The sequence below is a fragment of the Bacillus sp. N1(2025) genome (genome assembly GCF_053470005.1).
In genome coordinates this window covers 279,294-305,132 of sequence record NZ_JBLTJB010000001.1, presented here as the reverse complement: position 1 = coordinate 305,132, position 25,839 = coordinate 279,294, and the positions used below count along the sequence as shown (strand labels likewise).

Sequence of the window (25,839 nt, the reverse complement as noted above, 5' to 3'; positions counted from 1 at the left end):
ATTTCAGTTAAACCGCTATACATAAATACAACCACTATATTATAACATAACGCCTACCGCTTTCAACTATATGGCGTGATTTACAAATAAGAAATTTCTTCAATATCCTTAATCATCGTGCAGGCTTCTTCGAGTTCGCGGCTGTCAAACTCGTACATCATATGAAGTTCCTCCGGCTCAATGTCAATGCCGTGCATCTCGTAACCGACCTTATGAAGCGCCGCCGCCCATAAATCTGCGTTCAAAAACTTCGGCATAAAAGGGTGCAGGACATACAGATGCCTTCTCCACAGCTCCTCGACGGCAGCGTATAATGTAGGGTTTTCATTGCCGAGCGTTTCATCAAGCACCCGGAGAACGCGATGCAAAATCGGAGCCGCATCAGGCTGAACCGTTTCACTCGGAACCGCGGTCATTGAATCGCCGAATTTTGTAATATGGACCGGCTTGCTGTAGTCATGCTCCGCCATCAGCGTCAAAATCATCGTCTTGATAAGCGGATGCGCGGCCGGATCTTGAAGAATTGTTTTTAAGAGACCCGTGTATTTTGCAATATTGCGGTCTTTAAGAGAATGAATCAGATTCATTTGTTCAGCGGGGCTGTTCAGCACTTTTTCCGCATCAAGAATGTCCTCGTATTCCTCCTCCCATGCTTCATCCTGCTGGTCGGGATCGGTCATTTTGCGGCTGAATTCGAGCAGCCGGTAGAATTGCTCCGCACTTTCTGCGGGCAGCTGATTTTCTTCCAGCACAGCTTCAATTGTGCTTTTGACTTCTTCATATTGTTTCAGCTGAATTAAAATGGTCATGTACACCTGCAGTACGGTAAAATAATGGCCGTACCCTTCATTCAGCATTTTCTCGCAAACTTGTTTTGCTTCTTCCAATTCCCCGAGTTCCAGAAAACAAATCGCCATGCCTAAATGTACGTCGGACTCGGTATCACCGTGGCTTACCGCCTCTGAGAACAGTTCGAGGGCCTCCTGATACTGTTTATCCTTCATGGCGGCCATCCCTTTATCAACCAAGCGTTCTTTCAGACGGGGGAAAGGAATGATATCAGCTTTTTTCTTGTCATGCGTCATACTTTATTTCCTTTCAGGCGCTATTTTGTTCAAGTGTATCAACACGCGTCATGAAACACAAGAAAGGATGGTGCGCACGGTAAAAAAAGCCGCCGGACAGATGCCGGGCGGCTTTTTTCAGGCTTGAAGCCATGAACTTCTTTTCGATTCAAACTGCTGAATGTCGTCCTCCAGCAGAAGCGTTAATGAAATTTCATCATAACCGTTTATCAGCATTTCCTTCCAGTGCGGATCGACTTCAAATGAAATCTCTTTTCCTTCACTGTCGTGAATGAGCTGGTTTTCCAAATCAACCGTCATGTTAAGAGACTGATTTTCATATTGACCGGCGAGTTTTTTCCACTGATCATACGGCATACGGATGGGAAGCATACCGTTTTTAAAACAGTTTTGATGAAAAATATCGGCAAATGACGGAGCAATGATGATTTTGAAGCCGTAATCATCCAGCGCCCAAGGAGCGTGCTCACGGGATGATCCGCAGCCAAAATTCTCTCCGGCAATTAATATGGACGCGCCTTCATAGACTTTGCGATTTAATTCAAATTCAGGATCAGGCTCACCGTTCTCAAGGTATCTCCAATCAAAAAACGCGAATCTGCCGTATCCGGTTCTTTCAATTCTTTTCAAAAACTGTTTCGGAATAATCTGGTCCGTATCGACGTTGATCCGGTTTAAGACGGCCGCTTTTCCCGTATGCGTTTTTAAAGGTTCCATCTTTTCGCGCACTCCTTACACAACTGTTTTTTCTTGATAAAACTTTCTTACATCGACGAAATGCCCGTGAATGGCTGCCATTGCCGCCATCGCCGGACTGACAAGGTGTGTTCTCGCGCCTTTTCCCTGTCTGCCTTCGAAGTTGCGGTTGGAAGTGGAAGCGCATCGTTCCCCTTCAGGCACGACATCATTGTTCATACTGAGGCACATGCTGCAGCCTGATTCTCTCCATTCAAAGCCGGCCTCGAGAAACACGCGGTGCAGCCCTTCTTCCTCGGCCTGCTGTTTCACGCTTTGAGAACCCGGCACCACAATGGCTCTGACGCTGTCAGCGACTTTTCGGCCTTTGATCATATCCGCAGCCTGGCGAAGATCGGTCATCCGCGAATTTGTACAGGAGCCGATAAACACATGCTCGACTTTAATATCTTCAATTTTTTGATTCGGTGCGATTCCCATGTATTCGTACGCGCGGATGGCTTCTTTTTTACCGTCTTCAGAATCAATGGTTTCCGGCGCCGGTATTTGGGCATCGACCGGAAGAACCATGCCGGGATTGACGCCCCATGTTACCATTGGAGAAATCTCGCTGCCGTCTAACACGATGGAATGATCGTATACGGCGCCCGGATCGGTTTGTAACGCTTTCCATTCTGCGGCGGCTTTTTCAAATTCCTCGCCTTTTGGCGCGTATTTACGGTTTTTACAATATTCAATCGTCGTGTCATCTGGAGCGATCAGTCCCGCCCGTGCTCCCGCTTCTATTGACATATTGCAGACCGTCATGCGTTCGTCCATAGACATGTTTCTGAATACTTCCCCGGTGTATTCAATGACATATCCGGTACCGAATTTCACCCCGTATTTTCCGATGACCGACAAGATGACATCCTTCGCGGTCACTCCTTTTTGGAGCGTTCCGTCAACGCGGATTTCAAGCGTTTTCGGCCGCTGCTGCCATAATGTCTGTGTGGAAAGAACATGTTCCACCTCACTTGTGCCGATACCGAAGGCAAGCGCTCCGAACGCGCCGTGAGTCGATGTATGGCTGTCTCCGCAAACGATCGTTTTTCCCGGAAGTGTCAGACCAAGCTCAGGCCCGACCACGTGAACGATTCCCTGGTCTGCGCTGTGAAGATCCGCAAGACGGACGCCGAACTCCTCACAATTCCGTTCAAGCGCGGTTACTTGGCGCTTTGCGACTTCATCTTTAATGTCAAAACGGTTGACGGTCGGAATATTGTGGTCCATCGTCGCGAATGTGTTCTGCGGCCGTCTGACCTTTCTCCCCTTCTGCCTTAACCCTTCAAACGCCTGAGGAGACGTCACCTCATGAATTAGGTGCAGATCAATATAGAGAAGGTCGGGTTTTCCTTCACCGCTTTTTACAACATGCCGATCCCAAATCTTTTCGATGATTGTTCGAGGCATCATCTTTGTTTCCTCCCTCTACCTATGAACTAAGACCGCTTTCTTTAAAGCGTCACACTATAGATTTTGTATTCGAGCCGGCTAATGCGGCTTTTACTTTTTCAGTAATGTCATGCGTTCCGGCATATTGGCCGTCCCGGGCGATATCACGTGTACGGCTGCCGTCTGCAAGCACCTTTGCGACCGCCTTTTCCACCGCCTGAGCTTCGTTTTCAAGCCCGAAAGATGTTCTCAAAAGCATCGCCGCTGATAAAATCGCCGCAAACGGATTGGCCATCCCTTTACCGGCGATGTCAGGCGCAGATCCATGCACGGGTTCAAACAAGTGAAGACCTGAACTTGATAAACTGGCTGACGGCAGCATGCCGAGCGAACCTGTCAGCATGGAAGCTTCATCGCTTAAAATATCGCCGAACATATTCTCAGTTACGATGACGTCAAACTGGCTCGGAGCGTAGATGAGCTGCATCGCGGCATTATCGACAAGCATATGTTCAAGCGTCACATCAGGAAATTCTTTTGCGATTTCATCTGCGGTTTCACGCCACAGCCTGCTTGATGAAAGCACATTCGCCTTATCGACGGACGTCACTTTTCCTTTTCTGCCGGCAGCCATCTTAAAGGCTTCTCTGACAACGCGTGCGATTTCTTCTTTCTTATAAAAAAGGGTATCGACCGCTTCCTTTTCTCCCGCTTCATTGACATACTGTCTGCTCGGTTCTCCGAAGTAGAGGCCGCCCGTCAGTTCCCTGACGATTACAAAGTCGACGCCGCTGATATATTCTTTTTTCAGCGGAGAAGCCTCAGACAGGCTTTCAAATACGGTCACGGGACGCAGATTGGCAAACAGGCCGAGTTTTTTTCTGATGCCAAGCAGGCCTTTTTCCGGTCTGAGCTCTGGAGGATTTTGGTCCCATTTCGGCCCGCCGACGGCTCCGAGCAGGATGGCGTCGGATCTTTCACAAAGAGCCACCGTCTCCTCAGGAAGGGGGTTTTGATGGGCGTCAATAGCTGCTCCCCCGATCAGCCCGTTTTCAAATTCAAATTCATGTCCGAATTGTTCGGCAACGCTTTTCAATACATCTGCCGCTGATTCCGCCACTTCCGGTCCGATTCCGTCACCGGGCAGCAAAGCAATGCGTTTTTTCAAATCAAACGTTCTCCTTTCTATTACGAGCCGACCGCAGTCTGTCTCTTTAATCCGTCTAAATTGCAATCCAGCACCAACTGCCGGTTCACGGCGTTCAGATAAGCTTTAGCAGAAGCTTCCAGAACATCCTGCGCGATTCCCCGCCCTGATGTTTCTTTTCCGTTCACGGTCACTCTGACAAAAACTTGAGCCAGCGCGTCTTCGCCTTTCCGGTTGGATTGGATGCGGTAGTCTGTCAGTTCAATATTTTTATCGATGCAGCGCCCGAGCGTGTTATAAACGGCTTCCACGCTGCCCGCCCCCGTTGCCGCCTCTTGAATCAGCTGTTCGTTTTCCTGATTTTTTAAAGAGACTGTTGCAGTCGGCACCTGAGACGTCCCGTAATGCACTTGCAGAGACAAAAATTCATAGCCGATTTTTTTGTCCGTCACTTTTTCTTCTAAAATAAGAGAAATCAAGTCATCATCGGTGATTTCTTTTTTCTTTTCGGTCAGTTCTTTAAACATCGTAAAAAATTTATTGATTTCCTCACTATCAAACTGGAATCCAAGCGCATTCAGGCGGTCTTTGAACGCATGGCGTCCGGAATGCTTTCCGAGTACGAGCGCATCAGCAGTCACGCCGACAAGTTCCGGTGAAATGATTTCATATGTTGATTTTTCTTTCAGGAAACCGTCTTGGTGAATGCCGGACTCATGTGCGAAAGCGTTATCTCCGACGATTGCTTTATTGCGGGGAACGGCCATGCCCGTCAGTTTGCTGACAAGATCACTCGTCCGCTTCAATTCATGAAGATTGAGGGATGAATCGGCTTGATGCGCGTCATTTCTGACATGAAGCGCAACGGCGATTTCCTCTAGCGCGGCGTTCCCGGCTCTTTCTCCTATGCCGTTAATGGCGCATTCAATTTGATCTGCGCCGTTCTCAATTGCCGAAAGTGAGTTGGCAACCGCCATTCCGAGATCATCGTGGCAATGGGCTGAAAGCTTTACCCGGCCGATATTCGGAACGTGTTCCTTCATATATTTAAAGATGTTTCCGTATTCAGCCGGCGTCAGGTAACCTACAGTGTCCGGCAGGTTGATGACGCTCGCGCCGGCATCAATCACTTTTTCTACGATTTCAGCCAGAAACGGAAGTTCGGTGCGGCATGCGTCTTCTGCTGACCATTGAACGATCGGAAAGCGTTCTTTTGCATACTTCACCATTTCAACCGCTTTTTCCTTAACCTCTTCCCGCGTCATTTTCAGCTTATGCTTCAGATGAATGTCAGAGGTGGCGATAAAGATGTGAATCCGCGGGCTGGCCCCGTCTTTCAGCGCTTCCCAGGCTGCGTCGATGTCACCTTTGACAGATCGGGCAAGCCCTGTTACCGAACAATTTTTAATCGTTCTTGCGATTTCCTGCACGGCTAAAAAATCACCTCGGGATGAAGCGGGAAATCCCGCTTCAATAATGTCCACCCCGAGTCTTTCAAGCTGCTTGGCTATCGCCAGTTTCTCCCGGGAATTGAGGTTGACCCCGGGGGATTGTTCACCGTCACGAAGGGTCGTGTCGAAAACATTAATTTTGCGCAACGGAGACCACCGCTTCCTTCTTTTTGCCTTGTTTGACAAACGGCATCATTTCACGAAGCTGTCTGCCGACCTTTTCAATCTGATGCTCGTTTTCACTTGCATTGATCGCATTGAAACGAGGACGGTTCACTTGGTTTTCCACGATCCATTCTTTTGCGAATGTACCGTTTTGAATATCCGTTAATACTTGTTTCATCGATTCTTTTACCTTCGCATCGACTACGCGCGGTCCTGATACAAAGTCTCCCCATTGAGCCGTATCGGAGATAGAGTATCTCATGCCCGCCAATCCTTCTTCATACATCAAGTCTACGATCAACTTCAGTTCGTGCAGACACTCGAAGTATGCGAGTTCAGGCTGGTAGCCGGCTTCTGTCAGCGTTTCAAAACCCGCTTTGACAAGCGCTGTTAAACCTCCGCACAGAACAGCCTGCTCACCGAACAAATCCGTTTCCGTTTCTTCCTTAAATGTTGTTTCAAGAACGCCCGCACGCGCTCCGCCGATTCCTTTTGCATAAGCAAGAGCCGTATCTTTCGCTTCGCCTGATACATCCTGGTAGATGGCAAACAATGCCGGTACGCCCGCGCCTTGTTCATATGTTCTTCTGACAAGGTGTCCAGGTCCTTTAGGGGCGACAAGGAATACATCCACATCAGCAGGAGGCACGATCTGATGGAAATGGACGTTAAATCCGTGTGCGAATACCAATGACTTGCCCGCCGTCAATTCATCTTTGATTTCAGATTCATATACTTTTTGCTGCTGTTCATCCGGAAGAAGAACCATAATGATATCAGCCTGGGCAGCCGCTTCTCTTACCGAAAAGACTTTATGACCGTCTTCTTGGGCCTGTGTAAATGATTTGCCTTGTCTGACGCCGACAATGACATCAATTCCGCTTTCTTTTAAGTTCAGCGCGTGTGCATGACCTTGTGAACCGTAACCGATAATCGCTACTTTTTTACCTGCCAATACGTTCTCTTTGATATCACCGTTATAATATACTTTTACCATTTTAATCTCTCCCTTTTTTGTGTTATACAATTGAAATTGTTTTATTGGATGACGCCTTCTGCTGGGTTCCCCTCGCAAAAGCCGTTGTGCCCGTTCTCGCGATTTCTTTAATTCCGTAAGGTTTGAGAAGCTCTATGAGCGCTTCGATTTTATTAGATTCGCCGGTAACCTGAACGACGATGCTGTCTCTTGAGACATCAACGACGGAAGCTCTGAACGGCTCAATGATTCCATTGATTTCCGTTCTGGCCGACGGTGCGGAAACAACTTTGATTAATGCCAGCTCACGCTGTACAATTGATTGGTTTGTAATATCCGTCACTTTCAGGACGTCAATTTGTTTGTTAAGCTGCTTTGTCAGCTGCTCTACGTCATTTTCGCCTTCCACATGGACGACAAATGTAATCCTTGAAACACCGCTTGTTTCCGTGTGGCCTACAGTGATGCTTTCGATATTATAGTGTCTTTTTGTAAACAGGCCGGTGATCCGGTTTAATACTCCCGAGCGGTTGACCACCGTTAATGTGATAATGCGTTTCAAGGTTTCACCCCCACCATTTCATGAAGTCCTTTACCCGGCGCAATCATCGGGAATACTTTCTCGCTTTTGGCGACCCGGACGTCAATAACGGCCGGTTCTTTTGATGAAAGCGCCTTTTTAAGCTCTTCTTCCGCCTCTTCTTCCGATGAAATCCGGACGCCTTTAATGCCGTAGGCTTCTGACAATTTGACAAAGTCAGGCTGCGCCGAGAATTTGGATTCAGAGTAGCGTTCTTCATAGAAGATTTCCTGCCACTGTCTGACCATGCCCAGACATTCGTTGTTCAAGATAACCACTTTGACAGGAAGATTCAGCTGCCGGATGACATCTAATTCCTGAAGGGTCATCTGAAAACCGCCGTCTCCGAGGATGGCAACGACCGTGGCGTTACGATCGGCCAGCTGCGCTCCGATAGCCGCCGGAAGGCCGAAGCCCATTGTGCCGAGCCCCCCCGAGGTCACCCACTTATCAGCCTTTCGGAAAGGATAAAACTGAGCCGCCCACATCTGGTGCTGGCCGACATCCGTCGCCACAATCGCCTCTCCGTTTGTGAATTGGTGAATATACTCAATCAGCTTTTGGGGTTTCAAGCCCTCTTCTCTGTTGTCTGTATACCAAAGCGGATATTCTTCTTGCCATTCTGAAAGCTGCTGTTTCCATTCCTCTGTTTGTCCCTGTTTTCCGTTTTGCTTCAATAATTCCTGAAGGACGATTTTACTGTCGCCGACCACCGGAATCTGCGTTTCGATAATTTTTCCGATTTCAGCAGGATCAATATCGATATGCGCTACTTTGGCCGATTTTGCAAAATGCTTCAGATTTCCGGTCACGCGATCATCGAACCGCGCTCCGATGCTGATCAACAAGTCACAGTGGTAAAGCGCCATATTCGCTGTGTATGTGCCGTGCATCCCCGCCATTCCCAGAAAAAGAGGATGGTCTGCCGGGAAACCGCCCAGACCGAGAAGCGTGTGGGCTACCGGTATTTGCTGCTGTTCGGCATAATTTTTTAAATCTTCTGAAGCTTTACCGTGCAAAACACCCGCTCCGGCTAAAATAACCGGCTTTTTCGCACTGCTGACAGCTTCCACGAGCTTTCGGATCTGCAGATAGTTAGGCTCTTTTACCGGCTGATAACCCGGAAGGCTGATCTCGTGATCATATCTGAACTCTCCTTCAAATGCTGCGACATCCTTCGGTATATCAATTAATACCGGGCCCGGTCTTCCCGTCGTGGCGATATGGAAAGCCTCTTTAATCACACGGGGGAGATCTTCCGGACGGCGGACTTGGTAGCTGTGTTTCGTAATCGGCATCGTAATTCCTAAAATGTCGGCTTCCTGGAAAGCGTCGCTGCCGATGACCGAAGTGGCCACCTGCCCGGTAAATACTACGAGCGGCAGTGAATCAATCATCGCATCCGCAAGACCGGTAACTAAATTTGTCGCGCCGGGTCCTGAGGTTGCAATCACAACCCCCGGCTTTCCGGAGATTCGCGCATACCCTTCTGCCGCGTGAATCGCGCCTTGCTCGTGGCGGGGCAGGATGTGGACCAGCCCTGATTGATACAGTTTATCGTAAATCGGAAGGACGGCTCCCCCCGGATAGCCGAAGATCATCTCGACATTTTCTTTCTTTAATGATTCAATCAGCATCAGAGCCCCGTTCATTGTTTTTGTACAATCGGCAGACAAAGAATCCGCCTGTACATTTGTGCCCATTTTCAGTTCCTCCTTTTCAATGTTCCCTTCTAAAATCCAATTCATAAAACGCAGCGCCGGCTGACGCAAATAAAAAAGCCTTCCCACCCACATTCAGCCAAGCATTTCATGCGATAGCCAAAAGGGGCGAAAAGGCTTTGCTCTCCGCGGTACCACCCTTGTTTACGGTCATATGCAGACCGTCTCATGGATAATGATTATCCGTTTTGATAACGAGTAAACATTGCGTTCACTCGGCCGAGTCCTACTCTTTACATTTCAGACCGGCACTCTGAGGGGAGTTCACTTTGATTTGTTTTACCGGCTCTCAGCGTTACCGGCTCTCTGTGAAAAACTTCAGCAAAGCTACTTATCCTCTTCTGCGCTTTTTATTATGGCAGCTCTTTTATTAAAAAAGAACCTTCATTTGTTTGTTTTTTCAGTGTTTTATGATTTTTCTTTTTAGCGTGAATCATTTATTTATTTTTGTTTGAACTCATATTACGCCCGTTTGCAGACAGTGTCAACAGCATTTTTATAATTATTAGACAATTTAGATTAATCAATCTACTTTGTATACGCTTTCATTACTGGTACAAAGGGATCTGTAAATATTAAAAGTTTTTATCATTTTTTTATTAATCTCTCAAGATTACATGAAATTTTTCCGTTCATATACGAATATGTCACATTTTATTACACGATTTTTCTCTGTCCTTCCGGCATGCTTGTCAGATATTCCGTTCGATTGAACAGGCTCTTTATACAGACATACGCATACACTGTTCTTATCTCGTAAGAAATGAGTGATGTCATGAATAAGATGTTATCAGGCATGCAGGGCCTGCCTCCCGGATTTCCGCCTTTACCGGTCTTACCGCCGCAGTCTTATTATCCTCCGGCCCCGATGCATACAGCACCATATCAAGGTGACCCTTCTTTTCAGCAGGGATTCCCGTCATCCGGATACGGACAGCAGACCCCGCAAAGCACGCTGTCATTCGCCGGACAGCAATTCGTCCCATACCCTTATACATCCGGGTACTACGGCCAATCCTTCAGTGACGTCGGCGGAAGCCTCGGCGCCGGGGCACATCCCGGCGCGCTCGGGGGCGGTTTCAGCGGCCATGCCGGGGGCTTCAGCGCTCCGAGCGGATTCAGATGATACAAAAACCGGTCTCACACGGCCGGTTTCTTTTCTTATTCACAGAGTATAACGGTCATTCCATTGATTCATTTCCTGCTCCGTATAGTAATCAGCCCTTGAAACCTCAACAATGATTAAACCGCATTGAGTGATTAAAAATTGCTTCAGTTCCTCAAACAGCTCGTCTTTTCCGCAAAAGATCGTTTCTATATTGTGATTTTTATATGCAAATGCGTACTTCAAAAGCTAATTCCTCCTGCTGTCTTTCTATCAATTATTGACAAAACGCATGATAGAAATTAGATAATTTATCACTCAAGGGCGCCTTAAGTATCTTTATACATATATTTATTACGGTAAATATTACATTAAGTTTCATTTATATTAAAATTACTTTACAATTTTCATCAAATACGGAACTTTTGTTTCGTAAAATTAAAAATAAAATACAAAAAAACCTCAAACCCATTGTCAGGGCTTGAGGTTTTTTATACGTCCCAGGAGAGATTCGAACTCCCGACCGACGGCTTAGAAGGCCGTTGCTCTATCCGGCTGAGCTACTGGGACATGAAAATCAAATTGTTCTGCTGATCATTTTACCATGATATCAGCGAATTGACAATATAGTCATCCGATAAAAAAGGCCAGCGGCATCAGTTTTCAATCTGATGTCACCAGCTCTTTTTTTGTACGTCCCAGGAGAGATTCGAACTCCCGACCGACGGCTTAGAAGGCCGTTGCTCTATCCAGCTGAGCTACTGGGACAGCTTTTGCTTTATGTATCAGCGACAAGATTTATTATATACAGGTTCAAATCATAAGTCAATATTTTTTTAAAAACTTTTGATGGGGAAGAATGAAATCTCCCCCATCACTTGTTAAAAACTGATTGTAGTCTCCAAGTCCTTCAATTCCCGACCCGTTTCGTCGTAAAATGTCACGGCGCCTTCTCTTTCTGTAAGAGTAAGAATGGCATAGCTTTTCACATTGCGGACTCTCGGAAGACGGATGCTGCCCGGATTAATCAAAAGCTTGCCCCGAAGCTCTTCACTCCCAGCAATATGTGAATGGCCGAAGCAGACGATATCCGCCCCAAGCTCTTCCGCCCGGTAAAAAACAGTTAAAAGTGACTGTTTAATGCCGTGAAGATGCCCGTGAACGGCCAGAATTTTCTTTGAACCGGCGTCCAGAAGGAGTTCATCCTGAAACCCGCCGCCAAAGTCGCAATTGCCTTTTACCGTGTGATACGGCGTAAGCGCCGGATGTGCGGCGTCAAGCTCTGAATCACCGCAATGAATCATCAGATCCGCTTCGTCTTCGTGCCGCTTTGCAATCGTCTCCAGCTCATCTTCAAGGCCGTGACTGTCACTTATTATCAGCACTTTCATTGCATACGCTCCCCCTTATGAATCAAGCAGCTTTGACAGTTTCTTGAGCGCCTCAGCCCTGTGGCTGATTTTGTTTTTCTCAGCGCTTGTCAGCTGGGCCATGGTTTTATCTTTATCTTTTACAATAAAAATGGGATCATAGCCGAACCCGTTATCCCCCTCGGGTCCTTCCGCAATATACCCTTCAACATGACCTTCGACCGTTTTTGTTTCCTGCCCCGGCATGCTGACGGCAAGGGCGCAGCGGAAACGGGCCGTGCGCTGCTCTTTTTCGATGCCTTTTAATTCTGACAGCACCTTGTCCATATTCGCCTTATCATCTTTTGCTTCTCCGGCATAACGGGCTGAATAAACGCCCGGTCTGCCTCCAAGGTTGTCCACCGATAAACCGGAGTCATCTGCAATGACCATTTTGTTTACGGCTTTTGCCACGGCTTCCGCTTTTAAGATGGCGTTTTCTTCAAAGGTATGTCCGGTTTCTTCAATTTCTTCCGTAAATCCGATTTCCGCCAAAGAAGAGACGCTGTAGCCTTTCGGTTCGAGTATTTCCTTGAATTCTTTCACTTTTCCCTGATTGTGTGTCGCAATAATGGCTTCTTTCACGGTGATCAGGCCTCTCTTTCTTATTTCAGTTCAGGCAATGTTTCTCCCAGCACTTCTTTTTGCTTTTGAATAAGCGTCTGGATTCCTTTTTCGGCAAGACTTAACAGTCCGTTTAAATCTTCACGGGAGAATGTGGCTTCTTCGCCCGTCCCTTGAAGCTCTACAAAACGTCCGCTTCCCGTCATGATAATATTCATGTCGACTTCAGCCGCCGAATCCTCTTCATAATTCAGATCCAAAAGAAGGCCTTCTTCTTTATCCATCCCGACAGAAATGGCCGCGAGATAATCTGTCACAGGAGAGGTTTTGATAACGCCGCTTTTTACGAGTTTGCCGATCGCAATGGCCATCGCCAAGAAGGCGCCCGTAATGGAAGCCGTTCTTGTTCCGCCGTCGGCTTGAATGACGTCACAGTCGATCCAGATCGTGCGTTCGCCGAGCTTCTCCAAATCAACGACGGCCCGGAGCGCGCGCCCGATCAGCCGCTGAATTTCCATCGTTCTGCCGGAGACCTTTCCTTTTGAAGATTCTCTTATCGTTCTTTGATTCGTCGCGCGGGGAAGCATACTGTATTCCGCTGTGATCCAGCCTTTTCCTCCGCCGCGTAAAAATGGCGGCACCCGGTCTTCCACAGATGCATTACAGATGACCTTCGTATTTCCCGCTGTAATTAAAACCGAGCCTTCCGGGTGAGTGATAAAATCCAAATCAAATGTGATAGGGCGCAGCTCATCGTGCTGTCTTCCGTCGTGTCTCATATTTTACCTCCGATTATATGTACATAAACCTTTTGTTCCGGATTGTGAATAAAGAAAGAGGCAGCCGGAACGCTAACCTCTTTTTTACTAGTATATCAAAAATCGCAAATTAAAAACTACCCGTATTCACTTGTGACGGCCTCGAAACAGGTTTTGAAAGGGATTCTCCTTTTTCATTCACCAGTTCTGATTTTCCATTTACTTTTATAGAAACACTTTTGATCGACGGCTGTTCGGTTAACGTGAGAACGATGCTGTCCAGTACGCCCGATGATACCATTTTTGTTTTTTCGTCGGCGCTTCCGTAAATAGAGCTGTTAAAGTCCAGTGTAACCTGGCCGTCTTTCACTTTCGGCTTGCTGAGAAGCTTAACATCGTTATTAAAGTCCGTCAAAAGCCCGCTTGCTTTGCCCGGTCCGTCAGCGAGCTGTTCAACGGCAGCGGTGATGTCATTTGTTTCCGAATTGTCAATCCGCTTTGTGACAGGCACGTAGTATTCGCTTGTCTCTGTTTCCGCCAGATAATATACAGTCAGCGGATGGGTGTCTGTCAGATCATTCACTCCGGCCGTTTCAATATTAATCCCGTCTTTTCTGCTTAAGTCGCCCGTAATAGGCGTGCCGCCCACAGGCATTTCTTTCAGCTCGTGCCCGTTGATTCTGATTTTGACTTTATCTATTGAGCTGAATTGGGTAAGCGTCCATGTAATCGATTGCAGGATTTTTTGTTCGTCTTCTTTTTTATAGTTTTTAAATTCCTTCGAAAAATCAGCGACGGCAGTGCCGTCTTTTTTAATATCAACATTTACCGTCGTATCCGCAGGGAGCACCGCTCTGAAGCCGTTCGGCAGGATTTCTGACACAGGCCCTCCCTGAACCAAATACTCAAGGGCCTGCTTTGCGGTTCCCTCACTGTTCGGAAGAGGCAGTGTCTGTGCTGCGACATAGCCGTTTTTATCAATCAGATACAGCTCTCGCATGACTGTATTGGCCGGCTGGTCGGCTTTAGAAGTGCCGTTTTTCTCTGACTGCTTTGGTTTTGCCTGAATTCCCGCTTCATCCTTTACATATGAAATGTCTTGAGGCGGGTCAATTTCCCCGGCTGTTTTATCGGATTGAAACAAACCGCATCCAGATAACACAAAAGCCGAAGTAAGACATGTTGCAGCAATGACTGCAGGTCCTTTTTTCAGCATACTTTTCCCTCCTAAGGCTGTTTGTACTATGATGTATACGAGCCCTGTCCGGGAAATAGACCGGGAAGCGCAAAAAAACCCGCCGTAAACAGCGGGTTTTTTGATTTATTTTCTGACCGGCTCTTGAAGGGAGATGCACTCGACATGGCCGATTTCGTGGCCGAACCAGTCTTCGGCAATTTTTGCGAAACCGTTCCGCTCCCCCGTTGTAAGAAATTGATGCTCCGGTGCATGTTTCGATTGGTTTAACAAACCTTTATAAGACAAGATGGTGCTCACTTCTCTCGCCGTCTCGTCTCCGGAGGAAATGATTTTCACATGCTCTCCCATATAGTTCTGAATCGGATCTTTTAAAATCGGATAATGCGTACATCCTAAAATCAAGGTGTCAATTGATGTACCTTTTAAAGGTTCAAGCGATGCTTCAACCGCTTCCTCCGCCGATTCCTGAAGAAACCGTCCGCTTTCTACAAACGGCACGAGCAGCGGACAAGCCGTGTTCTCAACTTGAAGTTCTGCGTTTAACCCGAGCAGCGCCTGCTCATACGCTCTGCTTTTAATGGTATTGACCGTGCCGATGACGCCGATATGCTGGTTTTTCGTGACCTTTATCGCCGTTCTCGCACCCGGCTGAATGACGCCGACAACCGGAATATCCGTTTTGCGCTGAATATCCTCCAAGGCAATGGCCGTGGCCGTATTGCAGGCGATCACGAGCATTTTGATATGGTGGTTTTCCAGCAGGTAATCGGTCATTTCCCACGTGTATTGAAGAACTTCTTCTTCAGGACGCGGGCCGTACGGGCAGCGTTTTGTATCTCCCACATAGATGATATTTTCCTTCGGTAGCTGTCTCATGATTTCCTTAGCAACGGTTAACCCGCCAACCCCGGAATCAATGACTCCTATCGGCTGTTCCAACAAAATCGCCTCATTTTCTTTTCATTTCATGCTGCAGTTTCAATAATGATTTTTCGAAAGCGGCTGTTTCTTCTTCGGAAAATGTCGCAAACATATCCCGCAAATAAGCCTGTCTTTTCAAAATCACTTCTTGGATAATGCGCTCTCCTTCAGCGAGAAGATGAATTCTGACGACCCGTCTGTCAGCCGGGTCTTTGACCCGCTCGACAAGCTTATTTTTTTCCATGCGGTCTATCAGATCCGTCGTCGTGCTGCAAGCCAAATACATTTTGGCTGATAATTCGCCTATTGTCATATCCCCCAATTCATAAAGCCATTGAAGCCCCACGAATTGCGGCGGTGTAATTGCATATTGGTTAAGGATTTCTCTTCCTTTTTGTTTAATGATCGCAGCGATATGGCGGAGTGATTTTTCGATATCCGCAACATGCTCTACAGATTTTGATGTCATTTGTCCATCCCTCACTCAAGGATCTTTCTGGGCTATGCGCTCCGTGTCTATTTTCCTTCTTTTTTTAAGAAAATGCAAGACTGACGGAGAAAAAGGAAAAACCGGGATTTTCACCGCATGCCCATCAGCCCGGGCGCCAACGCAAATAACCGGCTCCTTCTCGAAAAGAAGGAAAACCGGCAAGAATCAGAGCTCTAGCTCACCCATTCTAAGAAGCTCGACAACAGCTTGCGAACGCCCTTTCACACCTAACTTCTGCATGGCATTTGTTATGCATATCTTTTGCAAACATAAATGAGAATGATCACTGGAATTTATAATGAAAATCAACGGTTCCATCTTCATGAATGACCAATTTTTCGATAAGCGCATGAAACGCCTCATACAAATCCTGGTCCTTTTTCTTTAGAAGACTAAAAGCGATTTTAATGTTGGTAATGTCAATTGATTCCTCTTCTTCACGCTCAAGCAGAAACAGCTTATCGTTTAACTGTTCCAATTGTTCCTCGATCTCTTTCCGCTTGGATTGGAATTCCGCTTTTGAGATCATTTGGTCTTCGAGGAATAATTCCAGCAGCCGTTTATGTTTTTTCTCAGCTGCCTCAATTTGAACTTTTGTTTCTCTGATCCGCCTTTTCTTTTTCTCTTCATAATCTGATTTCACATTCAGTTTTAATTTACGGCCCTTCTCCTTGAGCTTTTCAATAACTATTTCGCGTAAATCTTTATACTGGATGGGCGGGTGAGAAATACACATGTTTTTCCCTCCGCGTCGGTAGGCGCTGCACTTCACATAATTGTGCTCCACTTTCACGCCGTCTTTTTTCCTGCGTCTATAACTGAACAGGATGACCATGTTCGCGCCGCAAACACCGCACTTCATTAAGCCGCGAAGTTCGTTCTTCGGATTGAAACGCCGTTTTTTCAGCACATGCTTTTTATTATTCGCCTTTTCGTAATCTTCCAGTGTAATGATCTTCGGCGCCCAGTCTTTATAAATCGTCCATTTTTCCTCTGGGTTACGGATGAACTTTTTTCGGCCCCCGATTTTCACTTGAGTATACCGGTTTGCAATGAACACACCGCAATAGATCGGATTTTGTAAAATCCTCTGAACAGTTGATAGTTGCCATCGCTCATTCTGCTGAGGCTTGGGAATATTGCCGAGCAGCAATTCTTCATTTAATTTGTGCACAACTCTCTTTTGGCCGTAACCGTGATTATTGTATAAATCAAAAATCATGCGAATCACTTTTGCTTGTTCTTCGTAAATTTCAAGAAACTTGCCGTTTTTCTTATACCCATACGGAACCCGGCCTGAATGTTCCCCGCGCCTTGCTTTCGCTGCGAGCGCGCTACTTGCTGAAACCGATATTGTCTGTGGGTATTGAGCAGCAAACATGGAAAACATTTCGAACTTCATTGAGTTTTTTCCTTCATATAAACTGTCATATCCCTCTTCCAGCGTAACTACACGAACGCCGTGCGCCAGCAAAACCTCTTTTATATCTAGCGCATCCTTCAGATCCCTTGCAAGCCGGCTGATGGATTTAAATACAACCATTTTCAATTTGTGATTCTTGGCCTTGTTTAAAATTAACTGCATGGCTTTACGGTCGAGAAGAATTGTTCCACTTATACCATCGTCCAGCTGGATAGCCTCGTCTTTCCATTCATAGTTGTTTTTTTCAATCCAGTGATGGCATATGTCTATCTGGTTTTGTATGGATGTTGTTTGGCTATCCTTTTCAGACGAAACCCTGGCATAAACCGCGTAGGGATAATCTTCATATCTGATCAATTCCTCTGTATTTTTTTCCTCAAAAAACAAAATATCACCCCGTTTGCAAAAGGTACATTTTTCAAAATTATATCATAATGGTTGCGGGCAGCCTACAACTTTAACGAACGTCAGTTCTTGTCCAATTCGTACGCTGGCCCGAAAAAAGTGCAGTCAATAGAAAAAGAGCTTCAGAATTGCTGAGCTCTTTTTTCTAATTTCAGCGTACGCGGGCAACCATTCTGCCACGTGATGTAATTCTTCTCTTTTAATTTGTCGAGATGCCCCTTTACTGTGCTCGTAGAGCTTAAACCGAGGTGTTTCATTAACTCCCTATAAGTCGGAGCCACACCGTGTTCATTAATGAAATGAATAATCGCTTGCAGTGTTTCGGATTGCCTTTTCGTCATATCACGCATGATTCCTTACCCCTTTTTTATAATTGGCCGGGGCAACGGCAAGAATATTGTCTATCCTAAATGTTTTTGTCTGCCTACTCTTAAAACAAAATGCCCGGATAAAATTCTGTTTTACCTGGCGCACTATGATGGTTCTTTTCGAGACTGTTCCATCAGCTTTTATATAAATCATGTCTAATGCTGATTTTTCATTTAACGAACGATTTAGCAATGCTTTCATGCTGCTGCCCCTCCTTATTTACTATCATATTATACGAACTTTTGTTCTATTTCAAGTTGAAAAGAGAATATTTGTTCTGGTATTATTCTCTTCAGGAGGTAATTCAAATGAATGACTTTGAGAGGAAAGTATACAGGATCATCATTAATATGACCCGCTTCGGGAAAAACCCCTCCTTGGATGAATTGAAGAGAAAAACTGGTAAGGATGAACGCGCAATCCGGGAAGCAGTGAAGAACCTCATGAGGCAGCGTATGCTGAAGTGGGATAAGCACAAAAACAAGTGGATGTTTTGAGACAATATAATGAAGAAACTAAAATAGCTTTCCCCTTCTCTCCGCTTATTCACGCGTAATAACTGCCGCTAAAAGCATAAAAAAAAGCCCCATCTAAGGGCTATTTTCTGTTTTTTCACGAAGATGGGGTCTGATAGTAAGAGACAACTCCAATTATCATTAACACGATAATTATCCCTAGAATACTCCATAATGTTAGTTTAACGCCTTTCGTCATGCTATGCCCCCATCTTTTAATTAAAATTTTTTAGGTGCCCACTGGTCGCTCTGCTAATTTTAGAGTACCCACCGGTCGCTCTGTTATCTTAACATCTGATGATGCATGATTAATTTTGACTACAGCTAAACCACTTAACGCAACGAAGGTTAGAGCTGCACAAAGAATAATTTTTTTCAATTACAATCCCTCCAGGTGCCTCATTTTCTTCTCGGCTAAAATAGCATGCTTAGAAAACTCAAGCGCCTCTTTATAGAGTCCATGCTTCTCACAGTGTTCTGAAATAACCAAAGAAAGATCAAAAACGCTATCAAGGTCATTTACTTCGTACAAGTAAGAAATACCACCTCGACAAGTTTCAATGCTTTTTCTCTGATCCTGTTGCAGAAGTCCGTAAATAATATTTATTTTAGCCTCATACACCTTATTCTCTTTTTGTTTGAAATATTCCTTTGTCTTTTTATAATAATATGGCATTTTATTTACATCCCCTATTTTATAAAGCTCTTTCAAAAACATATACAGGGAATTTATATAATAAACCGAGTCCCTCCACTCTTTATTTCTGATGGCCTTTTTCAAGGCATTTATACAGTCTTGGGGACGGTTTGCTGCAGAATATGTAATACTTAAATTATGATGTATTAAAGCGGTGAAAAGTGAATCGTGAAGAACTCTCGAAATTCTGATCGCTTCTAAATAACTTTCCTCTGCTTTTTCGTAAAGTCCTAAATCAGTGTAGTTTTGGCCAACAATCATAAGAGACGTGGCAAGCTTTCGTTTATAGCCTTCATTTTCTCTATAAATTTGTAGCGCATCATTGATATAATTCAAAGAAATTAGACTCTGCCGCAGCATCATATACATAGACGCTACTTTCGAATAAAATTCAGCCCGTTCTATACAATCGGGTATATCTTTCAATTTTTTCTCTGCTATTTTGAACAAAGTAATTGCTTTCTCAAAATTTCTTTTGTGCGACTCATATAACGCTTCAAATAGAAAGAAATAATATTCAATCATATGGTCTGTTTTTAGGATTTCATCAGCGTGGTTCTCATTAAAGTATGAATGAGGCGGTAGCTCCTCCCCTTTCACCTGATACAAAAGCATTTTATGCCTTTCTTCCAGCAGAGAATAATACATTAAAACCTCTTGATCCTCTTCCATTTCATCAAACAATGGTTTGATTTCTTCAAAATATCTCTCAGCAGACTCAGTGTCTTGTTGTTTTATCGCGATATACCAATCATTTAATATATTTGCAACACATTCAGAAGCCAGTTTACTCATCAATAAACCCCTCTTTCTACAAATATTCTAAATTTTCTCAAACAATATTCTAGCATACGTTTAGCATAATATGTAATATATAGGAATAATTTTCGACATGCCGCAATTCTTATTTCGTTTTTACGCAATCAAAGGAAAGGGCAATTCAACCTATTTTTAATAGTTCGAATCGAAGGATAATAGTAAAAATAAACCAATTCAAAAGAACTATTTTGCATTTGGAAGTTTTGTTATGTATTTACTACGGCTTTCATCGTGGTAAAATTTTGAATAACATTTTATCGCGAAAGGATATGATCATGAAAATCTTTGAAGCAACCACCCTGCTTTCTGCCGCCAAACAACGCGCAAACGAATACAAAGAATTGCGTAGCCAAATGACGAACCTGAAAAATGCGTTCCAAGGCATGGCAGACCTGGGCGACAGCGATTTTTCGGGCAAAGGCGCCGACAACATCAAAGCTTTATTTCAAGATCACGCTGGCGTCACAGATGAATGGCTGGAATTGATTGATATGAAAATTGCGTTTCTCACAAGCATAGAAGCTATGATTGAAGATGCCGGCCTTTCAGACTCTTATGTGGAAGAATCTTTCCTTGAACATGAATTGACAAACGCACTTGATAAATCAAAAGCGATTATGCAAGAGCAGCGCAACGAAATGAAAGGTATCCTTGATGAAATCGCAGATATACTGCCGCTCGATCTCTTTTCAACCGATAACGCGGATCAAAAATTAGATGATTCTGATACAACAAAAAGAGATACAATACAAAAAATTGGTGAGCTGGATAACAACCTTTCAAATGAATATGGGCTGTCAGAAGCTAATGAGGCGTTCATTATAGCAGATTTTCAGGCATTACAAGATGCGACAGGGAAAGGCAAAAACGCCACCCCGCTCAACTATAATGCCAAGGCGTATCGGGAAAGTGAAATCCATCAGATGCAAGCAGGATTACATAAACAATCATCGGAATATCTTTCGTTCAAAAAACAGCAGGCAGAAGAAAGAAGAATTGCGAAGGAACAGGAAGAGCTTGCGAACAGGCCGTGGTACGAAAAAACATGGGATGTTGTTTGTGATTTTACAGGTGAAGTTGCCGGATATTATGATTATAAAAGGGCGGCTGATGGAGTTGACCCCGTTACGGGTGAAAAACTTACTGCCGGGCAACGGGTCGCAGCCGGGGGAATGGCTGCTGCTGGCTACATTCCGATTGTTGGGTGGGCAGGCCGCATCTTTAAAGGCGGAAAAGCAGTCTATTCAACTGGAAAAGCGATATACAAGGCTGATAAAGCCCTCGAAATATATAAAACTCCCAAAACCTTTCATGCATTAGAAAGTTCTCAAAAAGGGCTTTATGGCTTAGTCTCAGCAAATGGTTTAAGTGAAGGGATAACAGGCCGTGATATGTTTGGGAATAAGATTTCCAAAGAACAGCAGCATAACAGTATTAATGCAGCGCTTGCTGTTTTTATGCCTTTCGGTGCAAAGGGTTTTTCCGGTAAAACAGGCCTTAAAACTTCAACTTCAGTTGAAAACACAACTATTATTGTTAGCAGAAAAGGAGCTTTGAAAGAAGCTAAAAGAGACGCCGGTATCCCACGTGCTCAACATCCAGAGTCAATCAATCGAGTAGAAATGCGCACTGCTCCCCACGAAGGTAGCCGTGTAATTAAAGATAAAAATGGTAAGATCATATGGACGAGAGAGTACACTTTCACTAATAATAAAGGGGAACAGATTATCATACAAGATCATAGTGCTGGGCATGAAAAAGGTGGTCAGGGCCCACACTTTAATGTTAGGCCGATTGATAACACTCGAACAGGAAAAGTTCCTGGCACAAAAGAACATTATCCTTTTAACAAATAATTTGAGGTGATTTTATGTGGTACACAAAGATTGAAGAGAGTCGTTTTTTAAATAGTTTATATAATGAGGTGCCAAATTTAGAAAATGTACGCATCGAAGGAATTTACATAAAGGAGGAAGGCAGAAAAGTAACATTACATTTTGACATGCCATTTTATGCAGAAAACCCTCCTAAGAAATGGGCTAATTTAGGATACAACTCAATTGCTCTTCAAGTCGACTTTTTTGATATTCATTCTTTAGAAATGAAAACAACAGCAGATACATACAGAGGAAACATCGAGATAAATAATGATGAAGAGGGATTATTAGAGGTTAATGTGACTGGTGAGATTACGGCAAAAATTAAAGCTGATGCAGGATTTATTCAAACAATAAATGGTTATATTAACGAAGCTATATAATTACAGCGCCCCTTCTCAATGTGAGACGGGGCATTTTATTATTACAAAAGAGTTCTCAGTTTTGCCTTTGTTTTTGGTCTATAAATGCCATCTGAATGCATTTACTGATGAAAGCAATTTAGATAGATACAGAAAAACCCTTCTCATTTTGAAAAGGGCTTCAATCATCATACGGACGATACTTTTATCGTTTAAATGCAAAATCCCCCCGCATTTGCGGAGGGACAAAAATTCTCATTAATTATCTTGCAGTAAAAATTCACAAACATTTGGCTTAATATGCTGTCTTTGAAGACTCATTAATAAATATTTGGTTTCAATTTCAGAAGAAAAGATTTTATCCTTATAACTCTCAAATTCTTTTCTTGTTGGTTTTTCGTTTTTAAAGACTTCTTCAACCGCAATGCCAAACGCATCAAACTTCTTACCAGCAGAGTTTTTTCTTAAATTGAGAGACTCTTTTTCGCCATTAAGACGATTAGAAAAGATGCTTAAAATCTCTACAGTTGCTTTGACTTGCTTCTCATTTAAGTTGTGATCTAAAGCAAACATAAAAAATGGATAATCATCACCATTTATAATTGTTTTTAATAAATAATTTTGGTACTTGAGAAGCTCTACTTCTTTTTCTAAACTCATGGAGTCACTCCTTTATCGTCATCCAATAACTTGCATAATCGCCCATGCAATAGTACGAGCAGCTGATTGCGGCAGCTCCAAATCAAAAATCATAAAATCAACCAACTTTTTCTCAATGTCACTGGAAACTTTGTCAAGGAAATCAGCCAGCTCTTTGGAATACTTTTTAACATAACTTGCATTTTTCTTGCTTAACAGACTTAGTAGATCCCCTGCCAAATCACCGCCGTATCTAAGAGCAAGAACAAGCGCATCTTTCTTCCATCCCTGTGTAGAAAATTCACCGCTAGTATTTCCAACTGATTTGCTTTTAGACCCAGCAATAGTCTGCAACTCAGTTTTTTGAACTTGGGCATACGTCAATAATTCATTACCTTTATTAGAACTTCTTTCTGCCGCAAAAGAGGTTAGTGGGGAAGCTGAAAGCATTATTGTAAAGGCTAAGCAACCAGCAAGAACTTTTTTCTTTAGCATCATTTTCTCCTATTAGTAGATGCATCTACAAGTGTTATTTGGCCCAAACAAATTATAACATTAAAATTTTACTTAAAATACATATTTTTCATAAAATACATTAAATAGTATTTTTGTCATTGTATTGCCCGAGTAAAAATAAGTAAGTGTTCTCTTTAATTTATGCGATTCATTACAATACTAATACAAAAACTGGTAGCATTTATTTTGAGTCCACAACGTTGGGTTTAGGTGAAAATAAGTGAATTATAAGAAAATCGCTGTCCTTATTCGTTTGGAAATCAATTGTTTATCAAAAAGGGTCGCCCTCTTAAACTGAGACTGAACTCTATTTTCACTTTAATAGTGCTTCAAGCTTTGCTTTTGTTTTCGGCCTGTAAATGCCGTCAGCAGTCAACCCATACATGGGCTTAAAAAACAAAAAAACCCTTCTCGTCATAAGAAGGGCTTTCATTCATCATACGGCCGATACTTTTTCCGCTCTGCCTCTAATTCTTTTTTTAAAGCTTGTACATGTTCCAGCAAGAATAAAGCCACCGTTCCCACCTTCTTTATCACCTTGAGCCGGCCGCCGCTGACAAGCTGGCTTACGCGCTGCCGGCTAACAGAAAGCAGCTCGGCAACTTCAGCAACCGTCAAAACTTCTTCCTGGATAAACCTAATTTTTTCACTTTCTTTCATGTCGGCTTTCTCTCCACATCATAAAAAATCCTTTTAACAAAATAACCATTACAGCCAAGTATAAAACAAACGTTGTGATTTTCCCAAGGGTACCGGCTTTTTCGTAATCAATAGCCACTATACCAGCAATGATGATAATAAGAGTGGTCATGTCAAACGAGCTGTACTGCTTAAAATATTTTTTCATATCGCCGTGGACGTGATATAATAATGGAGCAAGGGGATTTTCTCCCCTTGTCTCACTATGTTTTTAGCGCTTCTTGCTTACCCGGCGGGAGCGCTTTTTCATGTTCTTTTCTCGCTTTTCGCTTTCTTTCTGCCATATATCATAGATGTTTTTGATAATGGTCACGATACCAGCGATGATAAGAACGATGTTTCTGATCTCGTCCACCTTAGCACCTCCTTTCTATACTTCAATTATACAATATCTGTTTACCGTTGTAAATAGATATTGTAAATAAAATTGGTATTTTTGTTCTATATTGTTATAATTCTCTTATATTGAGTGAAAGGAGTGTTTCTTTTGGCTGAAAGTTGTCAATGTGGTAAATGCGGTAAGCGTGTAGAGTTTTTATACGGTTCTGGTTTTTGCGAAGACTGTGTAAAAGAAGAAGATTAAAAAAAGGCCCTCCCAATCGGAAGGGCTTTTTTTATTTGAGAAGGGATTCAAGCTTTGTTTTCGTTTTCGGCCCATAGATGCCGTCAGCAGTTAACCCGTACATAGATTGGAATCGTTTGACCGCGTTTGCTGTTTTCACGCCATATGCGCCGTCTATTCCGAAATTCTTTGCACTCTTATCCGGGTAATAATGAAGAGCCGCCAGCGCTGTCTGAATCCGTTTTACGGCCTCCCCTCGGGTCAATGGGCTTGTGACTTTAAAAGTACCCGCAGGCAGGCTAAATTTTGATTTTTGAGTGGATTTAGGCTTTGACGATGTTGCTTTCTTCTTGTTGCCGCTTTTCAGCTCGTTATCGCTTTTGATATAGGAGACATTCACATATCCGTGGAATGTCTTGCCTTTTGAATTGGTGTATTCAACATATCCCCATCCGTTGACAGTTGATCCAAGCTGATATTTTACAACTGTGCCATTCGGCAGGTTAAACACCATGGAAGAAGAGGCGCTCCGTTGTGTACGTAAAACAAGCCCATCACTTGAAACCACCGTGTTTTTAATGAATCTTCCTGTGTCTGTATGAGTAACATCTGGATTTGATACCACAGGCACCGTTACAACCACGCCGGCCATTCGCTTTTTAACACGGGTCTTAAAATCGGTAAACCCTTGAGAGTTGCTTACCCACGGCGCCGGACAGATTTTATGTGTAATGTCGTAATGGCGCACAATGTCATTGATTGGATCGAGTTTATACATTTTGCACAGCTCGGCACAAACTTGTTCTGCGCGGGCAATGGTATCAGGATGAAAAGTTCCGTCCTTTTCGATGCAAAGCTCCACGCCTACAGACAAGAAATTCGCATTCGGCTTCAGCGCCGCGACACCCCGGTAAGGCTGCCCGTTGACGAATTGCTGAACGTCATTCGCATGATAGGCCACCTCATTCAATGGGATGATGCAAATAGCCTCTGTACGATCGACAAAGATCTGTGCAGATGCAAACGTCTGTTTTTTCTCAGGCAGATTTCTGTTCTGTGCGGGGAGCGTTTGACCAAAATATCTATAATGATTAGCAGCAGACGCGCCGGGGTTTGCCGTGTAATGTAAAGCCAGTTTCTTCACGCCGTTGTTTTTGATTCCCGGCCGCGTCCATTTATTAATATCAATATATTGGTTTCTAAATGCTGACATAAAATTCTCTCCTATTCTGTTTTGAAATATAAAAAGGCCGCCG

29 protein-coding genes, 2 tRNA genes, 2 pseudogenes and 1 other annotated feature are annotated in these 25,839 nt (G+C 44.0%); of the genes and pseudogenes, 4 read left to right on the top strand and 29 right to left on the bottom strand.

Annotation, left to right across the window (positions count from 1 at the left end):
* Positions 1-80: 80 nt before the first annotated feature.
* From ddcA to ilvB, 8 genes are all read right to left on the bottom strand, one after another.
* Positions 81-1,085 carry a DNA damage checkpoint antagonist DdcA gene (gene ddcA, locus ACNFN4_RS01740; RefSeq protein ID WP_021494396.1) on the bottom strand — a complete coding sequence of 335 codons (1,005 nt, stop codon included), beginning with the start codon at positions 1,083-1,085 and terminating at the stop codon, positions 81-83.
* A gap of 117 nt (positions 1,086-1,202) precedes the next feature.
* On the bottom strand, positions 1,203-1,802 hold the full coding sequence (gene leuD / locus ACNFN4_RS01735; protein ID WP_007408146.1) for a 3-isopropylmalate dehydratase small subunit: 600 nt from the start codon (positions 1,800-1,802) through the stop codon (positions 1,203-1,205).
* Positions 1,803-1,817: 15 nt separating this feature from the next.
* Positions 1,818-3,236, bottom strand: coding sequence for a 3-isopropylmalate dehydratase large subunit (gene leuC / locus ACNFN4_RS01730; RefSeq protein ID WP_014418559.1), 1,419 nt, complete (start codon positions 3,234-3,236; stop codon positions 1,818-1,820).
* A 49-nt stretch (positions 3,237-3,285) separates the two neighbouring features.
* Complete coding sequence (leuB, locus tag ACNFN4_RS01725; protein ID WP_003152604.1) at positions 3,286-4,383, bottom strand: 3-isopropylmalate dehydrogenase; 1,098 nt, start codon at positions 4,381-4,383, stop codon at positions 3,286-3,288.
* Positions 4,384-4,403: 20 nt separating this feature from the next.
* Positions 4,404-5,960: a 2-isopropylmalate synthase gene (locus tag ACNFN4_RS01720; protein ID WP_021494398.1), complete on the bottom strand. Its 1,557-nt coding sequence runs from the start codon at positions 5,958-5,960 to the stop codon at positions 4,404-4,406.
* Entirely contained in the window at positions 5,947-6,975 is a 1,029-nt protein-coding gene (ilvC, locus tag ACNFN4_RS01715; protein WP_014418562.1) for a ketol-acid reductoisomerase, read from the bottom strand. Before ilvC ends, ACNFN4_RS01720 begins: the two co-directional genes overlap by 14 nt.
* A 22-nt stretch (positions 6,976-6,997) precedes the next feature.
* Entirely contained in the window at positions 6,998-7,516 is a 519-nt protein-coding gene (gene ilvN, locus ACNFN4_RS01710; protein WP_003152598.1) for an acetolactate synthase small subunit, read from the bottom strand.
* Complete coding sequence (ilvB, locus tag ACNFN4_RS01705; protein ID WP_029973362.1) at positions 7,513-9,237, bottom strand: acetolactate synthase large subunit; 1,725 nt, start codon at positions 9,235-9,237, stop codon at positions 7,513-7,515. Before ilvB ends, ilvN begins: the two co-directional genes overlap by 4 nt.
* 119 nt (positions 9,238-9,356) lie before the next feature.
* Positions 9,357-9,608 (bottom strand) — a binding site (T-box leader).
* Between the two features lie 422 nt (positions 9,609-10,030).
* Between ilvB and ACNFN4_RS01700 the strand changes: the two genes are divergently transcribed.
* Positions 10,031-10,381 carry a hypothetical protein gene (locus ACNFN4_RS01700; RefSeq protein ID WP_029973361.1) on the top strand — a complete coding sequence of 117 codons (351 nt, stop codon included), beginning with the start codon at positions 10,031-10,033 and terminating at the stop codon, positions 10,379-10,381.
* Between the two features lie 39 nt (positions 10,382-10,420).
* Here the strand turns inward: ACNFN4_RS01700 and ACNFN4_RS01695 are convergent, their stop codons facing one another.
* The 13 genes and pseudogenes from ACNFN4_RS01695 to ACNFN4_RS01635 all read right to left on the bottom strand — a co-directional run bounded on the left by ACNFN4_RS01695 (position 10,421) and on the right by ACNFN4_RS01635 (position 18,098).
* Positions 10,421-10,606, bottom strand: coding sequence for a hypothetical protein (locus ACNFN4_RS01695; RefSeq protein WP_007408136.1), 186 nt, complete (start codon positions 10,604-10,606; stop codon positions 10,421-10,423).
* 250 nt (positions 10,607-10,856) lie between these two features.
* Positions 10,857-10,930: transfer RNA gene (locus tag ACNFN4_RS01690), tRNA-Arg, on the bottom strand.
* 124 nt (positions 10,931-11,054) lie between these two features.
* A tRNA-Arg gene (locus tag ACNFN4_RS01685) sits at positions 11,055-11,128 on the bottom strand.
* A 113-nt stretch (positions 11,129-11,241) separates the two neighbouring features.
* Entirely contained in the window at positions 11,242-11,751 is a 510-nt protein-coding gene (locus ACNFN4_RS01680; protein WP_021494403.1) for a YfcE family phosphodiesterase, read from the bottom strand.
* A 15-nt stretch (positions 11,752-11,766) separates the two neighbouring features.
* Positions 11,767-12,363 (bottom strand): XTP/dITP diphosphatase, encoded by a 597-nt coding sequence (locus tag ACNFN4_RS01675; protein WP_087920775.1) that lies wholly within the window; start codon positions 12,361-12,363, stop codon positions 11,767-11,769.
* Between the two features lie 11 nt (positions 12,364-12,374).
* Entirely contained in the window at positions 12,375-13,112 is a 738-nt protein-coding gene (gene rph, locus ACNFN4_RS01670; protein WP_007612934.1) for a ribonuclease PH, read from the bottom strand.
* Between the two features lie 109 nt (positions 13,113-13,221).
* The gene (locus ACNFN4_RS01665) at positions 13,222-14,307 is read right to left on the bottom strand and encodes a GerMN domain-containing protein (RefSeq protein WP_014418573.1); all 1,086 of its coding nucleotides are present in this window, start codon (positions 14,305-14,307) and stop codon (positions 13,222-13,224) included.
* A gap of 105 nt (positions 14,308-14,412) precedes the next feature.
* Entirely contained in the window at positions 14,413-15,231 is an 819-nt protein-coding gene (gene racE, locus ACNFN4_RS01660) for a glutamate racemase (protein ID WP_012118125.1), read from the bottom strand.
* Positions 15,232-15,238: 7 nt separating this feature from the next.
* Positions 15,239-15,679, bottom strand: a complete 441-nt coding sequence (locus ACNFN4_RS01655) for a MarR family winged helix-turn-helix transcriptional regulator (protein ID WP_014418574.1) — start codon at positions 15,677-15,679, stop codon at positions 15,239-15,241.
* A 186-nt stretch (positions 15,680-15,865) separates the two neighbouring features.
* A pseudogene (gerE, locus tag ACNFN4_RS01650) lies at positions 15,866-15,952 on the bottom strand (spore germination transcription factor GerE); the annotation flags it as partial.
* Between the two features lie 31 nt (positions 15,953-15,983).
* Positions 15,984-17,510 (bottom strand): recombinase family protein, encoded by a 1,527-nt coding sequence (locus ACNFN4_RS01645; RefSeq protein WP_073982287.1) that lies wholly within the window; start codon positions 17,508-17,510, stop codon positions 15,984-15,986.
* 140 nt (positions 17,511-17,650) lie between these two features.
* Positions 17,651-17,878: a LexA family protein gene (locus ACNFN4_RS01640; RefSeq protein WP_073982288.1), complete on the bottom strand. Its 228-nt coding sequence runs from the start codon at positions 17,876-17,878 to the stop codon at positions 17,651-17,653.
* Positions 17,871-18,098, bottom strand: a complete 228-nt coding sequence (locus tag ACNFN4_RS01635) for a WYL domain-containing protein (RefSeq protein WP_151296291.1) — start codon at positions 18,096-18,098, stop codon at positions 17,871-17,873. The genes ACNFN4_RS01640 and ACNFN4_RS01635 overlap by 8 nt, the downstream gene beginning before the upstream one ends.
* Before the next feature lie 107 nt (positions 18,099-18,205).
* On the opposite strand from ACNFN4_RS01635, the gene ACNFN4_RS01630 reads away from it, so the two are divergent.
* Positions 18,206-18,394 (top strand): hypothetical protein, encoded by a 189-nt coding sequence (locus tag ACNFN4_RS01630; RefSeq protein WP_129003862.1) that lies wholly within the window; start codon positions 18,206-18,208, stop codon positions 18,392-18,394.
* Positions 18,395-18,641: 247 nt separating this feature from the next.
* On the opposite strand, the gene ACNFN4_RS01625 is transcribed toward ACNFN4_RS01630, so the two are convergent.
* Both ACNFN4_RS01625 and ACNFN4_RS01620 read right to left on the bottom strand, forming a co-directional pair.
* The gene (locus tag ACNFN4_RS01625) at positions 18,642-18,791 is read right to left on the bottom strand and encodes a PhrK family phosphatase-inhibitory pheromone (RefSeq protein WP_162885924.1); all 150 of its coding nucleotides are present in this window, start codon (positions 18,789-18,791) and stop codon (positions 18,642-18,644) included.
* Positions 18,792-19,904, bottom strand: coding sequence for a response regulator aspartate phosphatase (locus ACNFN4_RS01620; RefSeq protein WP_375035374.1), 1,113 nt, complete (start codon positions 19,902-19,904; stop codon positions 18,792-18,794).
* 299 nt (positions 19,905-20,203) lie between these two features.
* Here ACNFN4_RS01620 and ACNFN4_RS01615 point away from each other — a divergent pair, with 299 nt between their 5' ends.
* On the top strand, positions 20,204-21,784 hold the full coding sequence (locus ACNFN4_RS01615; protein ID WP_375035373.1) for a T7SS effector LXG polymorphic toxin: 1,581 nt from the start codon (positions 20,204-20,206) through the stop codon (positions 21,782-21,784).
* A 14-nt stretch (positions 21,785-21,798) separates the two neighbouring features.
* Positions 21,799-22,188, top strand: a complete 390-nt coding sequence (locus ACNFN4_RS01610) for an Imm50 family immunity protein (RefSeq protein WP_375035372.1) — start codon at positions 21,799-21,801, stop codon at positions 22,186-22,188.
* A 237-nt stretch (positions 22,189-22,425) separates the two neighbouring features.
* Here the strand turns inward: ACNFN4_RS01610 and ACNFN4_RS01605 are convergent, their stop codons facing one another.
* The 6 genes and pseudogenes from ACNFN4_RS01605 to ACNFN4_RS01580 form a co-directional block, all read right to left on the bottom strand.
* The gene (locus ACNFN4_RS01605; RefSeq protein WP_198698706.1) at positions 22,426-22,827 is read right to left on the bottom strand and encodes a DUF1878 family protein; all 402 of its coding nucleotides are present in this window, start codon (positions 22,825-22,827) and stop codon (positions 22,426-22,428) included.
* An 18-nt stretch (positions 22,828-22,845) separates the two neighbouring features.
* Positions 22,846-23,301: a hypothetical protein gene (locus tag ACNFN4_RS01600; protein WP_375035371.1), complete on the bottom strand. Its 456-nt coding sequence runs from the start codon at positions 23,299-23,301 to the stop codon at positions 22,846-22,848.
* A 334-nt stretch (positions 23,302-23,635) separates the two neighbouring features.
* A pseudogene (locus tag ACNFN4_RS01595) lies at positions 23,636-23,716 on the bottom strand (hypothetical protein); the annotation flags it as partial.
* 35 nt (positions 23,717-23,751) lie between these two features.
* Positions 23,752-23,982, bottom strand: a complete 231-nt coding sequence (locus ACNFN4_RS01590) for a helix-turn-helix domain-containing protein (RefSeq protein WP_127010282.1) — start codon at positions 23,980-23,982, stop codon at positions 23,752-23,754.
* A gap of 250 nt (positions 23,983-24,232) precedes the next feature.
* On the bottom strand, positions 24,233-24,376 hold the full coding sequence (locus tag ACNFN4_RS01585; protein WP_164969218.1) for a hypothetical protein: 144 nt from the start codon (positions 24,374-24,376) through the stop codon (positions 24,233-24,235).
* 259 nt (positions 24,377-24,635) lie between these two features.
* Positions 24,636-25,796, bottom strand: a complete 1,161-nt coding sequence (locus tag ACNFN4_RS01580; protein ID WP_375035370.1) for an N-acetylmuramoyl-L-alanine amidase — start codon at positions 25,794-25,796, stop codon at positions 24,636-24,638.
* Positions 25,797-25,839: the final 43 nt, after the last annotated feature.

Excerpts from the sequence above, each read along its gene's own strand:
- ddcA (WP_021494396.1), bottom strand. The coding sequence starts at position 1,085 with ATGACGCATGACAAGAAAAAAGCTGATATCATTCCTTTCCCCCGTCTG.
- leuD (WP_007408146.1), bottom strand. The coding sequence starts at position 1,802 with ATGGAACCTTTAAAAACGCATACGGGAAAAGCGGCCGTCTTAAACCGG.
- leuC (WP_014418559.1), bottom strand. The coding sequence starts at position 3,236 with ATGATGCCTCGAACAATCATCGAAAAGATTTGGGATCGGCATGTTGTA.
- ilvC (WP_014418562.1), bottom strand. The coding sequence starts at position 6,975 with ATGGTAAAAGTATATTATAACGGTGATATCAAAGAGAACGTATTGGCA.
- ilvB (WP_029973362.1), bottom strand. The coding sequence starts at position 9,237 with ATGGGCACAAATGTACAGGCGGATTCTTTGTCTGCCGATTGTACAAAA.
- ACNFN4_RS01700 (WP_029973361.1), top strand. The coding sequence starts at position 10,031 with ATGAATAAGATGTTATCAGGCATGCAGGGCCTGCCTCCCGGATTTCCG.
- ACNFN4_RS01680 (WP_021494403.1), bottom strand. The coding sequence starts at position 11,751 with ATGAAAGTGCTGATAATAAGTGACAGTCACGGCCTTGAAGATGAGCTG.
- rph (WP_007612934.1), bottom strand. The coding sequence starts at position 13,112 with ATGAGACACGACGGAAGACAGCACGATGAGCTGCGCCCTATCACATTT.
- ACNFN4_RS01665 (WP_014418573.1), bottom strand. The coding sequence starts at position 14,307 with ATGCTGAAAAAAGGACCTGCAGTCATTGCTGCAACATGTCTTACTTCG.
- ACNFN4_RS01655 (WP_014418574.1), bottom strand. The coding sequence starts at position 15,679 with ATGACATCAAAATCTGTAGAGCATGTTGCGGATATCGAAAAATCACTC.
- ACNFN4_RS01640 (WP_073982288.1), bottom strand. The coding sequence starts at position 17,878 with ATGCGTGATATGACGAAAAGGCAATCCGAAACACTGCAAGCGATTATT.
- ACNFN4_RS01635 (WP_151296291.1), bottom strand. The coding sequence starts at position 18,098 with ATGAAAGCATTGCTAAATCGTTCGTTAAATGAAAAATCAGCATTAGAC.
- ACNFN4_RS01630 (WP_129003862.1), top strand. The coding sequence starts at position 18,206 with ATGAATGACTTTGAGAGGAAAGTATACAGGATCATCATTAATATGACC.
- ACNFN4_RS01620 (WP_375035374.1), bottom strand. The coding sequence starts at position 19,904 with ATGAGTAAACTGGCTTCTGAATGTGTTGCAAATATATTAAATGATTGG.
- ACNFN4_RS01615 (WP_375035373.1), top strand. The coding sequence starts at position 20,204 with ATGAAAATCTTTGAAGCAACCACCCTGCTTTCTGCCGCCAAACAACGC.
- ACNFN4_RS01610 (WP_375035372.1), top strand. The coding sequence starts at position 21,799 with ATGTGGTACACAAAGATTGAAGAGAGTCGTTTTTTAAATAGTTTATAT.
- ACNFN4_RS01605 (WP_198698706.1), bottom strand. The coding sequence starts at position 22,827 with ATGAGTTTAGAAAAAGAAGTAGAGCTTCTCAAGTACCAAAATTATTTA.
- ACNFN4_RS01600 (WP_375035371.1), bottom strand. The coding sequence starts at position 23,301 with ATGCTAAAGAAAAAAGTTCTTGCTGGTTGCTTAGCCTTTACAATAATG.
- ACNFN4_RS01590 (WP_127010282.1), bottom strand. The coding sequence starts at position 23,982 with ATGAAAGAAAGTGAAAAAATTAGGTTTATCCAGGAAGAAGTTTTGACG.
- ACNFN4_RS01580 (WP_375035370.1), bottom strand. The coding sequence starts at position 25,796 with ATGTCAGCATTTAGAAACCAATATATTGATATTAATAAATGGACGCGG.